At 29.1% G+C, this 15581-nt stretch carries 22 protein-coding genes and 2 tRNA genes; 11 read left to right on the top strand and 13 right to left on the bottom strand.

The features are described from left to right. Nucleotides 1-3: 3 nt before the first annotated feature. On the top strand, nt 4-1509 hold the full coding sequence (locus tag RXO53_RS00780; protein WP_410712377.1) for a hypothetical protein: 1506 nt from the start codon (nt 4-6) through the stop codon (nt 1507-1509). Nucleotides 1510-1602: 93 nt separating this feature from the next. On the opposite strand, the gene RXO53_RS00775 is transcribed toward RXO53_RS00780, so the two are convergent. Both RXO53_RS00775 and RXO53_RS00770 read right to left on the bottom strand, forming a co-directional pair. Then, the gene (locus RXO53_RS00775; protein WP_410712376.1) at nt 1603-2391 is read right to left on the bottom strand and encodes a KaiC domain-containing protein; all 789 of its coding nucleotides are present in this window, start codon (nt 2389-2391) and stop codon (nt 1603-1605) included. Nucleotides 2392-2561: 170 nt separating this feature from the next. Then, complete coding sequence (locus tag RXO53_RS00770) at nt 2562-3314, bottom strand: metallophosphoesterase (protein WP_410712375.1); 753 nt, start codon at nt 3312-3314, stop codon at nt 2562-2564. Between the two features lie 173 nt (nt 3315-3487). On the opposite strand from RXO53_RS00770, the gene RXO53_RS00765 reads away from it, so the two are divergent. Together RXO53_RS00765 and RXO53_RS00760 are read left to right on the top strand one after the other, a co-directional pair. Further along, nucleotides 3488-4648, top strand: coding sequence for a cystathionine gamma-synthase family protein (locus RXO53_RS00765; protein WP_410712374.1), 1161 nt, complete (start codon nt 3488-3490; stop codon nt 4646-4648). Nucleotides 4649-4798: 150 nt separating this feature from the next. Then, a complete protein-coding gene (locus RXO53_RS00760; RefSeq protein ID WP_410712373.1) occupies nt 4799-5023 on the top strand; it encodes a hypothetical protein in 225 nt (74 codons plus the stop codon). A 118-nt stretch (nt 5024-5141) separates the two neighbouring features. On the opposite strand, the gene RXO53_RS00755 is transcribed toward RXO53_RS00760, so the two are convergent. Both RXO53_RS00755 and RXO53_RS00750 read right to left on the bottom strand, forming a co-directional pair. Next, complete coding sequence (locus RXO53_RS00755; RefSeq protein ID WP_410712372.1) at nt 5142-5957, bottom strand: hypothetical protein; 816 nt, start codon at nt 5955-5957, stop codon at nt 5142-5144. Between the two features lie 160 nt (nt 5958-6117). Then, the gene (locus RXO53_RS00750) at nt 6118-6279 is read right to left on the bottom strand and encodes a hypothetical protein (RefSeq protein WP_410712371.1); all 162 of its coding nucleotides are present in this window, start codon (nt 6277-6279) and stop codon (nt 6118-6120) included. A gap of 226 nt (nt 6280-6505) precedes the next feature. On the opposite strand from RXO53_RS00750, the gene spt4 reads away from it, so the two are divergent. After that, on the top strand, nt 6506-6739 hold the full coding sequence (gene spt4 / locus RXO53_RS00745; RefSeq protein WP_410712370.1) for a transcription elongation factor subunit Spt4: 234 nt from the start codon (nt 6506-6508) through the stop codon (nt 6737-6739). A gap of 16 nt (nt 6740-6755) precedes the next feature. Further along, nucleotides 6756-7283, top strand: a complete 528-nt coding sequence (locus RXO53_RS00740) for a GTP-dependent dephospho-CoA kinase family protein (RefSeq protein WP_410712369.1) — start codon at nt 6756-6758, stop codon at nt 7281-7283. A 4-nt stretch (nt 7284-7287) separates the two neighbouring features. On the opposite strand, the gene RXO53_RS00735 is transcribed toward RXO53_RS00740, so the two are convergent. Next, entirely contained in the window at nt 7288-7503 is a 216-nt protein-coding gene (locus tag RXO53_RS00735) for a hypothetical protein (RefSeq protein ID WP_410712368.1), read from the bottom strand. A 13-nt stretch (nt 7504-7516) separates the two neighbouring features. Beyond that, nucleotides 7517-7624: transfer RNA gene (locus RXO53_RS00730), tRNA-Pro, on the bottom strand. A 366-nt stretch (nt 7625-7990) separates the two neighbouring features. Here RXO53_RS00730 and RXO53_RS00725 point away from each other — a divergent pair. After that, complete coding sequence (locus tag RXO53_RS00725; protein WP_410712367.1) at nt 7991-8341, top strand: hypothetical protein; 351 nt, start codon at nt 7991-7993, stop codon at nt 8339-8341. Here the strand turns inward: RXO53_RS00725 and RXO53_RS00720 are convergent. The 3 genes from RXO53_RS00720 to thpR are packed head-to-tail and all read right to left on the bottom strand — an operon-like array spanning nt 8309 to nt 10961. Beyond that, nucleotides 8309-9097, bottom strand: coding sequence for a hypothetical protein (locus RXO53_RS00720; protein WP_410712366.1), 789 nt, complete (start codon nt 9095-9097; stop codon nt 8309-8311). The genes RXO53_RS00725 and RXO53_RS00720 overlap by 33 nt on opposite strands. Further along, nucleotides 9046-10407: a CCA tRNA nucleotidyltransferase gene (gene cca / locus RXO53_RS00715; protein ID WP_410712365.1), complete on the bottom strand. Its 1362-nt coding sequence runs from the start codon at nt 10405-10407 to the stop codon at nt 9046-9048. Before cca ends, RXO53_RS00720 begins: the two co-directional genes overlap by 52 nt. Continuing rightward, nucleotides 10404-10961 carry an RNA 2',3'-cyclic phosphodiesterase gene (thpR, locus tag RXO53_RS00710; RefSeq protein ID WP_410712364.1) on the bottom strand — a complete coding sequence of 186 codons (558 nt, stop codon included), beginning with the start codon at nt 10959-10961 and terminating at the stop codon, nt 10404-10406. The genes cca and thpR overlap by 4 nt, the downstream gene beginning before the upstream one ends. Before the next feature lie 211 nt (nt 10962-11172). Between thpR and RXO53_RS00705 the strand changes: the two genes are divergently transcribed. From RXO53_RS00705 to priX, 5 genes are all read left to right on the top strand, one after another. Continuing rightward, nucleotides 11173-11544 (top strand): DNA-binding protein, encoded by a 372-nt coding sequence (locus tag RXO53_RS00705; RefSeq protein WP_410712397.1) that lies wholly within the window; start codon nt 11173-11175, stop codon nt 11542-11544. A gap of 10 nt (nt 11545-11554) precedes the next feature. After that, nucleotides 11555-11710 (top strand): 50S ribosomal protein L39e, encoded by a 156-nt coding sequence (locus tag RXO53_RS00700; RefSeq protein ID WP_292319258.1) that lies wholly within the window; start codon nt 11555-11557, stop codon nt 11708-11710. 10 nt (nt 11711-11720) lie between these two features. Then, nucleotides 11721-12050, top strand: a complete 330-nt coding sequence (locus RXO53_RS00695) for a 50S ribosomal protein L31e (RefSeq protein WP_410712363.1) — start codon at nt 11721-11723, stop codon at nt 12048-12050. A 17-nt stretch (nt 12051-12067) separates the two neighbouring features. After that, complete coding sequence (locus RXO53_RS00690) at nt 12068-12742, top strand: translation initiation factor IF-6 (RefSeq protein ID WP_410712362.1); 675 nt, start codon at nt 12068-12070, stop codon at nt 12740-12742. Between the two features lie 88 nt (nt 12743-12830). Then, the gene (priX, locus tag RXO53_RS00685; RefSeq protein WP_410712361.1) at nt 12831-13280 is read left to right on the top strand and encodes a DNA primase noncatalytic subunit PriX; all 450 of its coding nucleotides are present in this window, start codon (nt 12831-12833) and stop codon (nt 13278-13280) included. 21 nt (nt 13281-13301) lie between these two features. Here the strand turns inward: priX and RXO53_RS00680 are convergent. The 4 genes from RXO53_RS00680 to RXO53_RS00665 all read right to left on the bottom strand — a co-directional run bounded on the left by RXO53_RS00680 (nt 13302) and on the right by RXO53_RS00665 (nt 15574). Further along, nucleotides 13302-13391 (bottom strand) — tRNA-Gln (locus RXO53_RS00680). A 65-nt stretch (nt 13392-13456) separates the two neighbouring features. Continuing rightward, the gene (gene thyX, locus RXO53_RS00675) at nt 13457-14392 is read right to left on the bottom strand and encodes an FAD-dependent thymidylate synthase (RefSeq protein ID WP_410712360.1); all 936 of its coding nucleotides are present in this window, start codon (nt 14390-14392) and stop codon (nt 13457-13459) included. A 118-nt stretch (nt 14393-14510) separates the two neighbouring features. Beyond that, nucleotides 14511-15146, bottom strand: coding sequence for an RNase P subunit p30 family protein (locus RXO53_RS00670; RefSeq protein ID WP_410712359.1), 636 nt, complete (start codon nt 15144-15146; stop codon nt 14511-14513). After that, nucleotides 15143-15574, bottom strand: a complete 432-nt coding sequence (locus tag RXO53_RS00665; RefSeq protein WP_410712358.1) for an RNA-binding domain-containing protein — start codon at nt 15572-15574, stop codon at nt 15143-15145. Before RXO53_RS00665 ends, RXO53_RS00670 begins: the two co-directional genes overlap by 4 nt. Nucleotides 15575-15581 lie beyond the last annotated feature (7 nt).

Below are 15581 nucleotides of genomic sequence, written 5' to 3'. Positions count from 1 at the left end.
TATTTGAATTATGAAGTGAATCAAGAAAAAACATCGCAAAGATTAGAGGCTATAAGAGTTTCTACATCAAGAACAATAATTTACTTTATATCTATTTTAATAAACCTTATTGCTACAATTGTTTTAGCTAGAAAATTAATCCCAACAGATTATGCTATTTATCAACTAGCAACGAAAAGAATAATTTCTTATGCAACCATACCCCTTAGCCTATTTTCTTTATGGATATACAGGTACATTGTAGAAAAACAAAGTGGAGCGTATATCTCTAGCGTAGTATTTGCATTTATTCAATGGATTTTCACATTGATAATTGGAATTATATTCCTTATATTTTACTCTAAAGTTAGTTTATTAACTTTAATAGTTGCGGCCTTGTCTATATCATTTCAATCATTCTATTATGTAATAAGGACAGCCATAGATGCAGCAAGGCCTGTAAGGCTTTCTCTATTAGAATTGTTATATAGAACATTATATAGTTCATTGATATTTATAGCGCTATATCTAATATCAAATTCTCTATTATTAGCCTTTTTATCAACTTTAGTATCATTTATTATAAGTTCTATTATTGGATTATATTGGATTAGAGATAGGGTATCAAAAGACAATGCAAAAAATATTAAAAATACACTTAAAGAATGGACCCTTGGATCTCATGCAACAGCTTTAGGTGTTGGATTTGGATTGATACCTTCTTTAGATGCTATGATTGCTTATCCTCTTGTAGGATCATTAATTGTAGCTGCATTTTTTGTTTCATCTTCAGTATCTACTTTATTAAGAGATTCAACAAATGTGGGACTTAGGTATCTGCATTCATATGTTCTAAGAACAGGAGATTTTAAAACGGCAATTAGGAATCTAGAGATCTCATTAACATTGGTCTTGCCCTTATTAATATACGGCATTATGTACCCTAAATACGTAATTTACATATATAATCCCATTTATTCTTGGGCATCTATAGCAGTTTCTTTTTTCTTAATAACTGCTATTATAGAAATAGTTAATAATGGTATATCGCAAATAGCTTCTGGAAGTATAAGAGAAAGCGGAATAAAAGCCGCTAAGGGTTTTGCAAAGATGAATCTGCTTGGAGTATTGCCATCAATTATTTATATAGCCATGCTAGCCTTTGTATTTATATTATTTAAGAAAATGCCTCTGCAGGATATATTATTAATATGGGGAATAGTATATTTTATAAGATATTTATTATCTGTTATAATAACCTCTTGGTTTTTTATACCAAAAAACGTTAACAAAAGTATTGCATTACAATTAACTCCAAAGTTGTTATTATATATAATGGTATCATCAATCTTATCTTATATAATAAGGCCCTTAGGATCTCCTTCAAACAGACTCTTAATCGATATAAAATATTTGGCTATTCCTGGATTAATACAAGCATTAATATTTTATTTAATAGTAATTTTAATAGATAAAGGAATAAGAAAAAATTTAAAAAATTATTTAAAAAATTATTTAAAAAGGATATAATAAATACTTATAATAAAAATCTGAAAATTTAAATTCAAACCAAAATAATATAAAAGATTTATTAAGATGTTCAAAAATATTTAATTTTTTGTGTTAAAAATTATCTTTATTATCTTGAATTTTCTTTTTTAACTTGTCTGGCATAGATATATCTTCATGCCTTAAATTTGTTGCCTCTTCTATTCTCATGCCTACCTTATCTTCTATTTTAATGTAATGTACTCTTAAATCATGTGGAGTCTGCCTCATTTTTTCTACAAGAACATATCTTTTTAATTCTCCATTAGAAATTCTTCTTCCAAACCTAATAATACCATCAGCTACATGCTCTACTCCCCAACCAAATGCGCTTGAAGTTGTTATTGCATATTGGCTTGTTAATAACGCTGTAAAATCCCATTTATATAATACTCTCTTTATATTGTAACTATAAACTCTGGCCATTGCAGGTTTATCCAGCCAAAATGTAGACATACTGTCTATAACGAGCCTTGCTCTACCATAACCCAATTTTCTTTTAGCGTCTATTATCTTCTTAACAAGCTCGTCCACATCAGTTTCTGTAAGTGTCCATTCATCATTAGTTGATTTCATGAGGGCATCTATAATTATCATCTTATTATTATCTACAGCCTCATCTAAGTTCATCCCAAACATCTTTGCTTGTCTGATTATACTTTCTCTGCTCTCTTCCGTCGTTACATATATTATTTTGTCATTCTCTTTTATACCTTGCCAAGAATAATGTATACCGAAAATAGTTTTTCCAGTTCCAGGTTCTCCAACCACAGCAACAAAGAATCCTCTTGGAATTCCTCCAGATATTAATTTGTCAAAACCAATAACCCCTGTTGCAAGTCTTTCAATTTTAACTAAGCTCATTTTAATCACCTTTAACCATGTTAAAAAGTCGCAAAAAAGGTTAAATTTATTTAATAAAAATTAATTTGTTATACTACAAAATATTCAGATTAATTAATAACTAAAATATATAATAAAATTAATTTTCCTAAAATATAAACTTAAATTTTTCATAGGAATTTATCCATTTATTATATATCTTGTTTTCTAAATATGTTTCCTAACTTGGGTAATTCTATAATCCCTATTTCTCTATCAACTATAATTGGTATAACATTTTCTATATCCCCTAATTCTCTAGATATTGGGGATAAGTACGAATTTTTATCTAGATTAACAACAGTGCCAGTTTGATATAAGCCTATCGGGGGTAAAACTAATGCGATTGATCCATTCTTTAGAGGCATTTTTAGTAATGCCTGTAACCTTATTTTGCTACCAGATAAATTAATCTCTACGCTGGGATGTTCATGACCCATTACAATAAATTGATATTTCTCAATATTATCAAAAATTTTATGACCATGAGCAACCGCTATTCCATCACCTAAATCTAAGTAGTTTTCTTCTACTTGTATGCCCAAGTCTTTTAGTAAATTTGATACGTAAGTATCATGATTACCTTTAACCAATATAATTTCTTTAATGTTCAATTTTGCTACACTACTCATAAATTCCAATATCTCTGCTCTTTCTTGCCTTGTCAATTTTTCAAATACGTGTTTTAAATCACCTGCTATTATAATTTTTTTAAAATTATATTTACTTATTTCACTTATAATATTTTTTGCCCTCTTTAATTGCAACCTTGGTAAATATACTCCTTGGGATGCCATAGCTTCTTCGTATCCAAGATGTATATCACTAATTATAGCTACATTTTCTCTATTATATGTTAAGACTGGCAACCTATTTAATATTTTAAGTTTCTCATCAAATACCATTTTGATCCGTGTAAATTGTTTTTTTAAAGTTTATAAGTTCGCTATATAAAAACAAGAATATTTATTATTTATTTCAAAAAATTTAACAAAACAGTAATAAATATTTTATAAGGAAATATACTACAAACGTTTTTTACTTAAATTCTTAACTTCAAAACACTGAGGGGATTAAGATGGGAGACAAAACAAAATCCATAATAAATGATTATTCGGATGAATTCGGCTCAATTATTCCCCCTATATATTTAGGATCTGTTTATAAATACATAGATGAGGAATTATCTAAAAAAAGCGATAGAAATATAGTAATAAAATATTATAGGGAAGAAAATCCATCTTTAAGAGTCCTTGAAAGAGTTATAGCTTCTTTAGAGCAAACGGAAGATGCCTTGGTTTTCAGCAGTGGAATGGCAGCAATATCAACTTTAGGAATGAATTTTTTAAATAAGGGATCAAAAGTATTACTATTAAAAGAAATGTATGGCTCGACGATACAATTTTTTGAAAATCTATCCGATAAATATTGTATCACAATAAAAAAAGTATTTCCTAGTCATGAAAGCATTATTAGGGAAATAGAAGACAATAATTATGATCTGATTTTAATAGAATCCTTAACAAATCCAACCTTAAAAGTTTTAGATGTCTCTGAAATCGGAAAAATAATAAAAAAGACAGAGTCAAATATAATAATTGATAACACGTTTGCTTCTCCAATATTGTTAAAACCGTCTAAATATGGTTTCAATCTAATATTAAACAGTACTACCAAATACATGTCTGGTCATAATGATAGTATGGGAGGCTCAATATCTGGTAAATCAAGTTTAATTAATGATTTATGGGAGTGGAGAAGATTATTAGGTAATATGCAACAACCGTTTGAAGCTTATTTAACACTACGTGGAATAAAAACCTTGCCTATTAGAATTCAACAGCAATCGGAAAATGCACAGGCTATATCAGAATTTTTACAGGATAAAAGTAAAATCTCGAGGGTTTTATATCCAGGCCTAAAAGATAGCCCCTACAATAGTGTAGCTAAAAAAGTTTTTGAAAAACCCTATTTTGGAGGGGTTTTATCATTTGAAATTAAGGGTAATGTGAAAGAAACAAAAGATTTCATAAAAAATCTAAAGTTAGTCAAACCATCCCCAAGCTTAGGTGGAACTGAAAGCCTTATTACATTACCTTCAATAACTGCTTCAAGATATATTAGTGAAAATGACAAAAAAGAATTAGGCATTTCTGAAAAATTAATCAGACTATCTGTAGGTCTAGAAGACGTACAAGACATAATAAACGACTTGGATCAAGCCCTTAATAAGATCTAACTCTTAAAAAATAAGATCTTAAAGCTTTAGTATCGAAATTATTCAATTTATGATTCATTATCATGATAAAAAGAACGACAAGCCCCTTCTAGAGGCGGTGTAAAGTTTTTTTTTAAGATTAAAAACTTATTAAAAATTGGACAGCTGCTAATGGGGTATGCGTTACTGAAACATGAGTATGCATCTACCCCAACTAACAAGTGTAATAAAATAGGACTCCAAGCCGATCAACTCTTAAAACATGAGGAGCGGGAGCCGATTTCTCCCGCAATATCGGCTTGGGGGATAATAGAGTACCATAAAAGGGGTGTAACCCTTAAGACCTCAGGGAATTCCCGCTATTCAGGGCGGGGAAGAGGTCAGAATAAGCATTAAAATATATACCTTCATGAAGGAATTTGTTAACTTATTTTAACCAACTAAAGGCTTAATTTAATTTTAAATTGTTAGATTAACAAATTTATATATTTTTATTGAGAAAATTTAATTTTAATTATTTAAAATCCATTTTAATATTCTGTTCTTTGTGCTTTGTTTCTTTTATATCATCAGTGTTAATCAATACTATAGATTTTGTATTATATTTAAGTTTAGACTTAGAAAGCTCATCTATTTTACTCTTAGAACCTATGACAGCTACTATCCCTTCTACATGAGCCTGCCTTGTTATTGCCAAATCTAACATTGAGCTCAATAGAGCCGTTTTATTTCCATCAATCATTATAATTATTATTTTACTTTTCCTTGCCACACATTCTCTAGGTAAAAGTAAAACGTCAAAAAATTCTGACGTTAGCTTGTAGTTTTTAGATATTATATGCTTAGAGTAGGGACTATGTGATGCCGCACATAACTTAGCATGAAATAATGATGAAAATGTTGCTCCTAAGGCAGCTGCATAACTGTCTGGAGCTGTAACGACTACATTAATTTTTTCATCTTTTAGATCATCTAAAGCCCTTAGACCAGCTAATGTCATAATACCTGGATTACTTAAAAGAGACCAAAGTTCTTCATTTTCTATATAATATTTAGCTAATATGTCATCTATTATATGCGTTGAACGTATTTTGTTTAAAATTTTCTCTGCAGTAGTCCTTTCTGGCACAGTTCTTAAGGTTACATATCTCCATAGGATCTGTGCCGGTACATTTAATCTCTCTTCTAATTCTTTAAAAGAATAAAAATATTTAAGAGCTCCAAGAAGTCTAAAAACCATTAATTTAACGTTCTTTGATGTATCTGCTATTTCAAAAAGATTGTTTTTACCTCCATTTTGAATATACCATTTATCTTGATTCTCAGACATAGTGTAAACGCTCTCTATTCTCTGCTTATTAATATCATAGCAGTGCTTTTATATATTTATATATTATTTTTAGAAAATTTTAAATAAATAATTATAAATTATATAAACCTAGAAACTAAAATACAACCAAATCAAAAAATTAAGCAATAATATTTAAGGTCTAGAATTCTTCTTCACTTGACTCTTCTTCCTCTTCCTCCTCTTCCGATTCTTCGTCTAAGTCTTCGAATTCTTCTTCATCTTCTTCCCATTCTTCGTCTAAGTCTTCGAATTCTTCTTCACTTGACTCTTCTTCCTCTTCCTCCTCTTCCTTTCTAGGCATTATCCCAACCTCTTTTTAGACATATTTTCAATAGAAATTAGGAATAGATATTTTGCTACCTGTTAATACAAATTTATGTTATATTAGATAAATCATTATTTTATAAACTTACTTGAAATTATGATATAAAATAATTTTTAATAATTTTTAATAAATTATTATAAAAAATATAAGATTTAATAAAAACATATTAATTTTATTTTAAATTAAGAGATTGGTGATTACTATGCCAAGAAAAGCGCCTACAAAGAAAATAGCTATGAAGGCTTGTAAGAATTGTGGGTATCTAGTTCCAAGAGACGCCAATGTGTGCCCTATTTGTGGTGGAAATAGCTTTACTGAAGATTGGGAAGGTTTATTTATTGTAATAAGTAATGAATCGGAAATAGCTAAAGATTTAAAGTTTAACAAAAAAGGAACGTTTGCTATCAAAGTTTCAGGTTCCTATATAATAAAATGATATGAGGATATTAATTATGAAATTACTTGGATTAACAATACCTCAAAAAGTAAGATTTGATTTTTCACAACCAAGAGGAAAACTGGTTTACGGGGAACTAAGTCAGTACATAGATTCATATAATTGGAAAAAAGTTGCATGTGTAGGAGACGTTGTTACATATTATTGTTTTAAGGCTAATAGAAAACCAGATATAATTATAATCGATGGCAAAACTCTTAGAAATAAAGAAGTTTTTTCATTAAATTCTGAATTAATTAATCAATACACTTTTATAAATGTAAAAAATCCGGCAGGAATATTAATATACGATAATTTAGACAATTTATGCAAAATATTAAATGACAGTAAAAAAACAATAATTTATGTTAACGGAGAGGAGGATATTCTCGCATTACCTGTACTATCCTGTGCTCCTGATAATTCTTTAATAATATACGGAATACCTAATAAAGGAGCTGCATTGGTGCATATGAGTAAATTTATTAGAAGAGAACTGCAAAATAAAATTTTATCATTAAAACCTGATTTGATATTGGATTAAGATTTCAACTTCCCTTAACTAAACTTTTGCTGTAACTTCTGAGTAACCAAGCTGGAACCTTTTTGATAAATTCATAAGCCTCTTCCCACCCATCTAGACCTAGTTGTTTAGATAGCTCCTCTAAAGTCATCTCTGTATTTGCATATTTCCTTATCTTCAATAGCACTTCATCATTTATCTCTATCTGCTTATTTCCCACCTTTATTATATTGGAACTCATTTTCTCACCCTAGTGGGGCCGCGGGGATTTGAACCCCGGACCACCAGCGATCTAGGCATATCTCTGGTGGATAGGGAAATGCTCCCCAGGCTGGCATCCTACCAAGCTAGACGACGGCCCCTTCCTTTTTCTAGTTCGCATTATGAGATTAAAAATTCTAACGCATATTCTAGTTTCATCGATAATAAAAAGACCATAAAAATTTATTATATAGTTAAATTAATTTTGTTCTTTTTCCTGATATTTTTAAAAGCAAATTCTATGAGATCTTTTTTATTTTTTAATTAAATCTGAGTTACGTTTACCTAAATTTTCTACTCAGTAATACTAACTCATTTATATTAAAATTATGCAAACTTTCAATTATGTTTTATTTTTTAATTATTGAATTACTTGCTCTATTTAAAATTATGCAAATAGGTTACTTATTAATATATTCTGAGAAATAAGTAATACTGAGGATTACAGGCGTTATTGGTGACCAAAATTGAATCAGGCTTCAAGCGAGGGAAAGATATTAATAGTATGTAAAAAATGCGGAACAATTCTATACAGATATGCCATAGGAGACAAAAAAGATAAAAATAAATTTAATGGACCTCCAGTGCCTAAAAAAGCTCTAAGCGGTTTTGATGGGCACACCTGCCCAGTTTGCGGTGAACCTTTAAGCATGAAACCCAAGAGCATAAAATTTTTCACATTATCAATGTTTAATAAGTTATACTCTGATAATGGTTATGCCCTATTAGAAAATACAAAAAGCAGTGTACCAGATAACATAAGTGGCAAATCCAACATGAATGATTCAGATAAAGCTAATGTTAATGATTCTTATTAATTCTTTTCTTAAATAATTAAACATTAATGGATCACAGTTTTTTGCCTTATACCTATAAAGTAATTTTTGTAAATTAACTGAATATTTAATAAGATTTAATTTCCCAATTATGCCTCCAACATATTTGTTTATATTACCACACCCTGTTGAATAGGATTCTAGGTCTATTATAAGAGCTGGAAAAGCCCTCGGATAACTAGGATAATATACGTTTTTCCACGGCCTATTTAATTCATTATGTATTATACCCGTATAATCCATAATTTTAGCAGATTGGAGACCTTCTATTACATAATTTAAAATGCCTAATTTATTCTCTTTCTGTATTATGTATTTTAGGTTAATCCTGCCGACATAATCCATAATTAAAAAATCATTTGAGTATCCATATACCTTTGGTGTTATGCCATATTTAGATAATTTTTCTAGAATTTTTCCTTCATCAATTAGTTTTATTCTTTTACTATCAGTCCTTCTAACCTTAATAGCCTTTAATCCTAACTTTTTAACATAGCCCAGAAAAACCATACTAGAATGGCCTTTTCCTAATATATGAAATTTATTGTATTTATTACTAAAAATAAGATAATCCCCAAAATTGCAAATTTTTTCTATTCCCAAAAGTTCAGCTTGATCTAACCTATTATATATATTACATTTTTTATAATTTGGATAACAAAGTATGTTTAATGAAATTAAATCTCCTATATATTTACCATCCATGCAGGAGTTGAATAAAGAGAGTTCTTCACCCATTCTTTGATATCACCATTAACTCTTATTTTTTCATAATTCTCGAAAATATCAACTTCAATTTTTTTAGTGTAATTTACACCTGATTCTGATATAGTGTTCTTTATATAATCAATTAAGTCTCTAATTTTCTTATCCCTCCCTCCATATAATTTATTATATTTAATAAATGATATACCTCCCTCACTAATCCTTTTTTTGATAAAAGATTTTATGCTATTAACATCATCATAAACTGAAGGCCCTTCCAGAAAATCTATCTTAGGTATAGTCGGGTTATCTATTAAAAAACCTATAGCTCCCAAATTTGTTTCATTTGTATAATAAGATACCTTAAGTATTCTAATTCCAAAATTTTCTACAAATTTTTCTAAATTTTCCGAAATCTTCTTTAATTTCCCCCAAACATCTGTGGGTGGATAATTAAAATAATCTCCATAGAGTAATATTAGTAATAAAGGTGCATTTATATTTGACTTAATATTATATGAGAATCTATGAAAAAATGCTGCATTAGGATTTTCTAGATAAAGTTTTGAAGCCAATATAAATGTTGACAAACTTTTTATACTAACAGCAGCTGCAACGTTTCTATAAGGATCTATAGGATCAACAACTATCAACCTAGACATAGGATATTTTTTAACTAAGTAATCTTTATCTCCATTTTCTTCTATATCTATGTATACTAGTTCTCTCCATTTTGATGCGTTTATTAATGTATTGTGAAATGATTTATAATATGCTATTAGCAACTCTGAAAGATATCCAGAAAATCCTTCTACATGGCTTTCAGCGCCATATATTGATATACCTTTTAGAAAAGACTTTAACAGCCTTACATCATCTTTCTGACATTCATTGAGTTTAGAATTTATATATCTAGTATGAAACGGAGTTCTTTCAACTCCCATTCCTTTCTTCCTTGGTTTTTCTACAAATACTGTTGGAACAACATCAGCTTCTAGTCCCATATATGAAACTGTTACATAAGGGTGCTGGCTATATTTTATAATTGTAGGAAAATCTCCTAAACATGATAATAAAAGATCTTTCCCTTTATTATTGATCCAATCATCATCTTTATTTTTTATTAAGACAAATATATCAGATTCCCACTTATCATTTAATAATGTATTTTTAGCAAAACTACCTACTTCTTCTATTTCTACCTCTAAACCATTCTTTTCCATACAGCTATAAAGTCTTTGTTTGATTATATTCGAAAATTTTTCTAATATATTTCTTTGGAATTTATTTGGCTTAATTTTATCTAAAACGTATGCTTCTAATTCTGACCTGTTGCAATTCATTTACAAATTGCCTCCGCTAAATTATTATAAATAGGACCGTTTTTAGTCAAAGTACTTTTCTTTAACTTAATAGAATTAATATTTACATTGCCAAATTCAATATCCTTATAATCAATTAAAAACTTAGATAAAGCATTCGATTTTCCAAATTTTACCCTTGCAATGGTTAAATGAGGAACGAATTCTTCATAATTTATCTTAAATCCGTTCTTTACAAGCATATTGTCTATTTCTTTTTTTATATTTTTAAGTGTTTCAAAACCTTCTAGTATACCTATCCATATTACTCTCGGATTTTCGGTACTGGGAAATGCCCCTACACCTTTTAAAGTCATATTAAAAGGACTGCATTTTAATTTATCTATTATATTTTCCTTAATAACCTTTACATCGGATTCGCTTATTTCTCCCAAAAATCTTAGAGTTATATGTAAGTTTTCAGTTTCAACAAACTTCATTTTAACATTAAAGCTTTTTAAATGATCTATAATTTTTTCAATCTTTCCTATAATACTAGCATCATTCATGTCTACTGCGATGAATGTTCTGACCAATTTTTAATTCGCCCTTAATATATATTTAAATTATAAATCTATTAAAACTTATTTACAACCAATTCGATCTTTAGGGCGGGAAGGAGGTTAGCTCCATAAAAATTTATATTTATAAAAAATCATTGTTATGTTTAACATTGCATAATGAATCTCAGAAATTTTTAATAAACAAAAAATTGTTTATTAGGCTCATTTTTAACTAAAACTAGTGGTGAGAAGTTTGAGTGATGACTTTAGCGATTACAGCGATGATGATGAATTAGAGGCTATAAAACAAAGAAGACTATTAGAACTCAGGAAAAGAATGGAAGAAGAACAAAGAAGGAAAAGAATGGAAGAAGAACAAGAAGCACAAAAGCTAGCTATTTTAAGGGCTATTATGGAACCAAATGCCTTAGATAGGTTAAATAACTTAAAGCTAGTTAAACCAGATTTGGCAAAAATTGCAGAAGAAACTATAATTAGACTAGTCCAAATGGGTAGATTAAATACCCCAGTTACTGAAGATGTTGTAAAAAATATATTAATAGAACTAGACAACAGATCTAGAAAGGAGTACGAGTTCAAATTTAAGTGGAAGTAGGTGAAAAACAATGGCAAGGAATAAGCATTTAGCAAGAAAATTGAGACTTGCAAAAGCCAATAAAAGTAATGAATCCGTTCCAGTTTGGGTCGTGGTTAAAACATTAAGAAAATATACAAGCAACCCTAGAAGAAGAAATTGGAGGACCTCAAAATTGAAAGTGTGAGGGATGGTCTATGGAAGTTGGAGAGGCATTTGTTTATGTTGTGCCATTAAAAAGAATTTACTTCGGAAGAAGGAGTAATAGAGCAAAAAGGGCTGTTGATTATATTAGGAAATTTGTGTCAAAAAATGTAAAGGTTAGTCTCCAAGATGTAGTTATTATGGACGATGTAAACTCATTTATATGGAAAAACAGCATAGAGAAACCTCCAAGAAGGGTAAAAATAATAGTTGAAATGAAGGAATTCAAACCTGAAGAAGGAGAATCTGTTAAAAAAGTGTTAGTTAGACTTGCCGGAGAAAAAGTAAGAGTAGGAAAATATGAAATAAAAAATAAACAATAAAATTATAGGTGAAGTTTTTGCCTTTCGAAATTGCTAAAATGTCTATTTTTGGGAATAGCAATATAGGAGTTTACGTGTATGGTAATGATAAAATAACATTTATTCCCCAAGGGCTTCAAAAGAAAGATGTAGAAGAGATAAGCCAAATATTGCAAACAGATATAACAGAAATCTCTATAGCTAACACTAGACTCATCGGAGTTTTAATGTCTGGTAATAATAATGGATTAATTTTATCTAGAAGCATAACTGATAATGAAGTTGATTTGATAAAAAAGTCTTCTAAAGATTTAAATGTATTAGTTTTATCTAGCAGAAATAACGCTGTTGGAAATTTAATTGTAGCTAATGATAAAGCAGCACTAGTTTATCCTTATTTTGAGGACGATATAATTAAACAAATCCAAGATAATTTGGGTGTAGAAGTATTTAAAAGAAGCGTAGTTGGTATACCTACTGTAGGAGCCATCATAGCCGTGACCAATGTAGGTGGTTTGGTTCATCCTGATGTTTCAGATGAAGAAATAAAGTTTTTAGAAGATATATTTAAAGTTCCTTTTAAAACAGGAACAGTTAACTTTGGAGTATCATTTATAAGAACAGGACTAATAGTTAATACAAAAGGAGCTATAGTCGGAGAAGATACAACAGGACCTGAAATAGCAAGAATTCAGATGGTCTTTGGAACATAATTATTATAGGTTATTTAAAAACCTTCGCAGCTTTATAACTATGAAGATATTATCCTCTTAAGCAATAAAAAATTCTGGTGCTTGTAAAGTGGAATTTGAAAAAATAATTAATAATTGTCAAAAATCCGACGATGAGTGCAATAAATCAGTTCAAGAATTAATAAAAAAATATTGCCCAAATCCTTCGGATTGCGCTATCACAATATATAGAGAAAGCTTAATAGAAAAATTCAATTGGATTGATAAAATAATAAAGAGCGGCGTTCCCGATGGCAGAACTAGGTTAATACTCTATGTAATATCAAGATATCTTATAAATATTAAGAGAATGAGCGATGAAGAAGCTATAAGTCAAATTTATGAATTTATAAACAATAGCTGTAAAAATTATAACAATTGCTCACAAATTTATAAATCGTGGATAATTAATGTTATTGGTAAAGTAAAGAACGGAAAATGGAAACCATGGAGCATTGATAAGATTAGAAATTCCGATCCAGAATTGTATAAAATTATTGAACCAATTATTAAACATTGAAACCCATTTGCAATTTAATTATAGCCGGGCGGGGATTCGAACCCCGGTCTCGGGGGTTCTCCCATATTTGAGTCCAGAGCCCCGAATCCTTGGCCGCTAGACGACCCGGCTAATTATTATTATTAGCATTATATCTTTTAAAACTTTTTATGATTTTTGTCAATTCTTATTTAAAATTATAAGTTTAAAGTATTATAAGCTGTTAAAAGACAAGCTCTTATTCCATTATTTTTAACTAATTCTGGACATCTATTTATAGTAAAGAGACTATTACCTTCTATAAAATCCTTTAAAGTTTGTGGTTCATCCCTGTTTATATTTTCAAGATGCACACAACTCGGCCCTGCATATTTAAATAATTCTGGGTGAACTTTAATTAATTCACTCCATAGTAGCCATGCTACTTTTCTAATTTCCCATTGGGCTCTTGTGCACATCCTTAATGGGAAGAAAGTTTGAATAAGTTCCCTAGCGTTCATAGTTACTGTAATTTTAGTTCTTACAGACATCGGTATTATAAATCTTGAATCTTCTTTTGATAATCCTGTCGAGAGAAGATGATAATAGTTTGCCGTAGCTATTATCAATGATTTCGCATAGATTTCTGCTCTTTCTTTTTTCATCATTGGAGGAAATACATATGCTAAGTTTGCTGCATCTATTAATTCCTTAGTACTCAACATAGATACTGAATTTCTAAGAGCTTCACTATAGCACTTGTAAGCTTCTCTATCACCTTTTTTTGGTTTTTCAGGACAATTCATATTAATTTTAGAGCCTAATAATAAAGCCATATCCCTTAGAGAAGCCTCTGTATACCTCATACTTTGTTGAGTAAAGCTTGCAATTCTATGCCTTACAAGCTGATGAGAACACACTCTAGAACAACCTTCAATCATAAATGTATAGGAGCTATGTTCCCATGGGCTAAAGTGATTTCTTTTAAACGTTTCTTTTATCCAGGTATCTATTTCATCTTGTTTTATTTCAAGAAGTCCTCTAACAGTCTTTTTAGAAGTACTCATCTTTGAAGCAGAAGCTATAATTTTTGGAGCATCTTTAGTATATTCGACCAATAAAACTTTTATGTTAAGATCAACTTTTTCTTCCACAAAATTCACCAAATTTGTATAGCATAAGAAATTTTAAAATATTTCTATTATATAACAATAAACAATAATTACCTGATGTTCTAAAAACAAGAATTGCTTATAAAATAATTAAATATGGTTAAGATTTCGATTGAAGAAAAGCACTATATGGATAAGTAGTTAAAGCCATTATAGCATGGGATTTTTCAATACCTAAGATCATAAATAAACTTTTAATGTAAGCTGGATGCCAAAGCTCGTATTCATAGGTTGCATCACTAACTACATAAAACTTAACTTTTAATTTAACAGAATTCCTAATTAAATTTATAAATTCTCTTAAAAAAAATAAATTATTATTATTATATAAAAGAGGTCTCATGCTTATTTCAATAACTCCTTTTTTAGCGATATTAAATAAATTTTTTAGGCTCTTATTAATTCTAATATTATTTTCAACATTTATTCTTATAGAGTTAACCTCTTGAATTAGACTCAATGAATTTAAAATATGATTATTTTTAGGCTCAACAACTAACATAAAATCTTTTCTGTTAATTTTTAGTATATCGTTTAATTCTTCTTTATTATTTATTTTATAAGTATTCCTTTTAATTATATTAATTGAGTATTCTTCTGCAATTTTCATAATTTTGTCATTAATAAATTTTGATTCCAAACCGACATAATTAAAACCTAATTTGCTTAATTTTTCAGCCATTTTAACCCATTCATCATAGCTTTTCGGATTTACTGAAAGGTCTATATAATTCATTTTCCCACGTTACTGTGCTTATTTACTATTAACTGTCTTAATTTTTCTAAGCTGAATTTATTATCTAACTTAAAGACCAATTTAATTACATCATCTGAATCACTTATTGCATATTCTCCAAGATATGCTTTTTGCTTATTAAGCCTAATATGAAATGCACTACCTTTTCCAATCCTATCATAAAATGTCTTTAAAATATCATCTTTATCAGGCCTTGACAAATTATCTAGTATATTATCAAGAATTTTTTCCGCATTTTCACCTTCTATAGAACAACTTATTACAACAATCGAGTTACCATAATAACCTTCGTAATGTTCTTCTATAATATTAAAATCATCCTTAATAATGTTTTTTAAAGCAGTTATAATCTTTTCCTTATCTTCTGTAGCGTGAACAAAAACTCTTATTTCTACAGATTTAATCAACACCTGC

It is taken from the genome of Caldisphaera sp. (assembly GCF_046536515.1).
In the GTDB taxonomy this organism is placed as follows: domain Archaea; phylum Thermoproteota; class Thermoprotei_A; order Sulfolobales; family Acidilobaceae; genus Caldisphaera.
The sequence above is the reverse complement of the archived record's forward strand: the minus strand, read 5'-3'. Positions and strand labels throughout refer to the sequence as shown.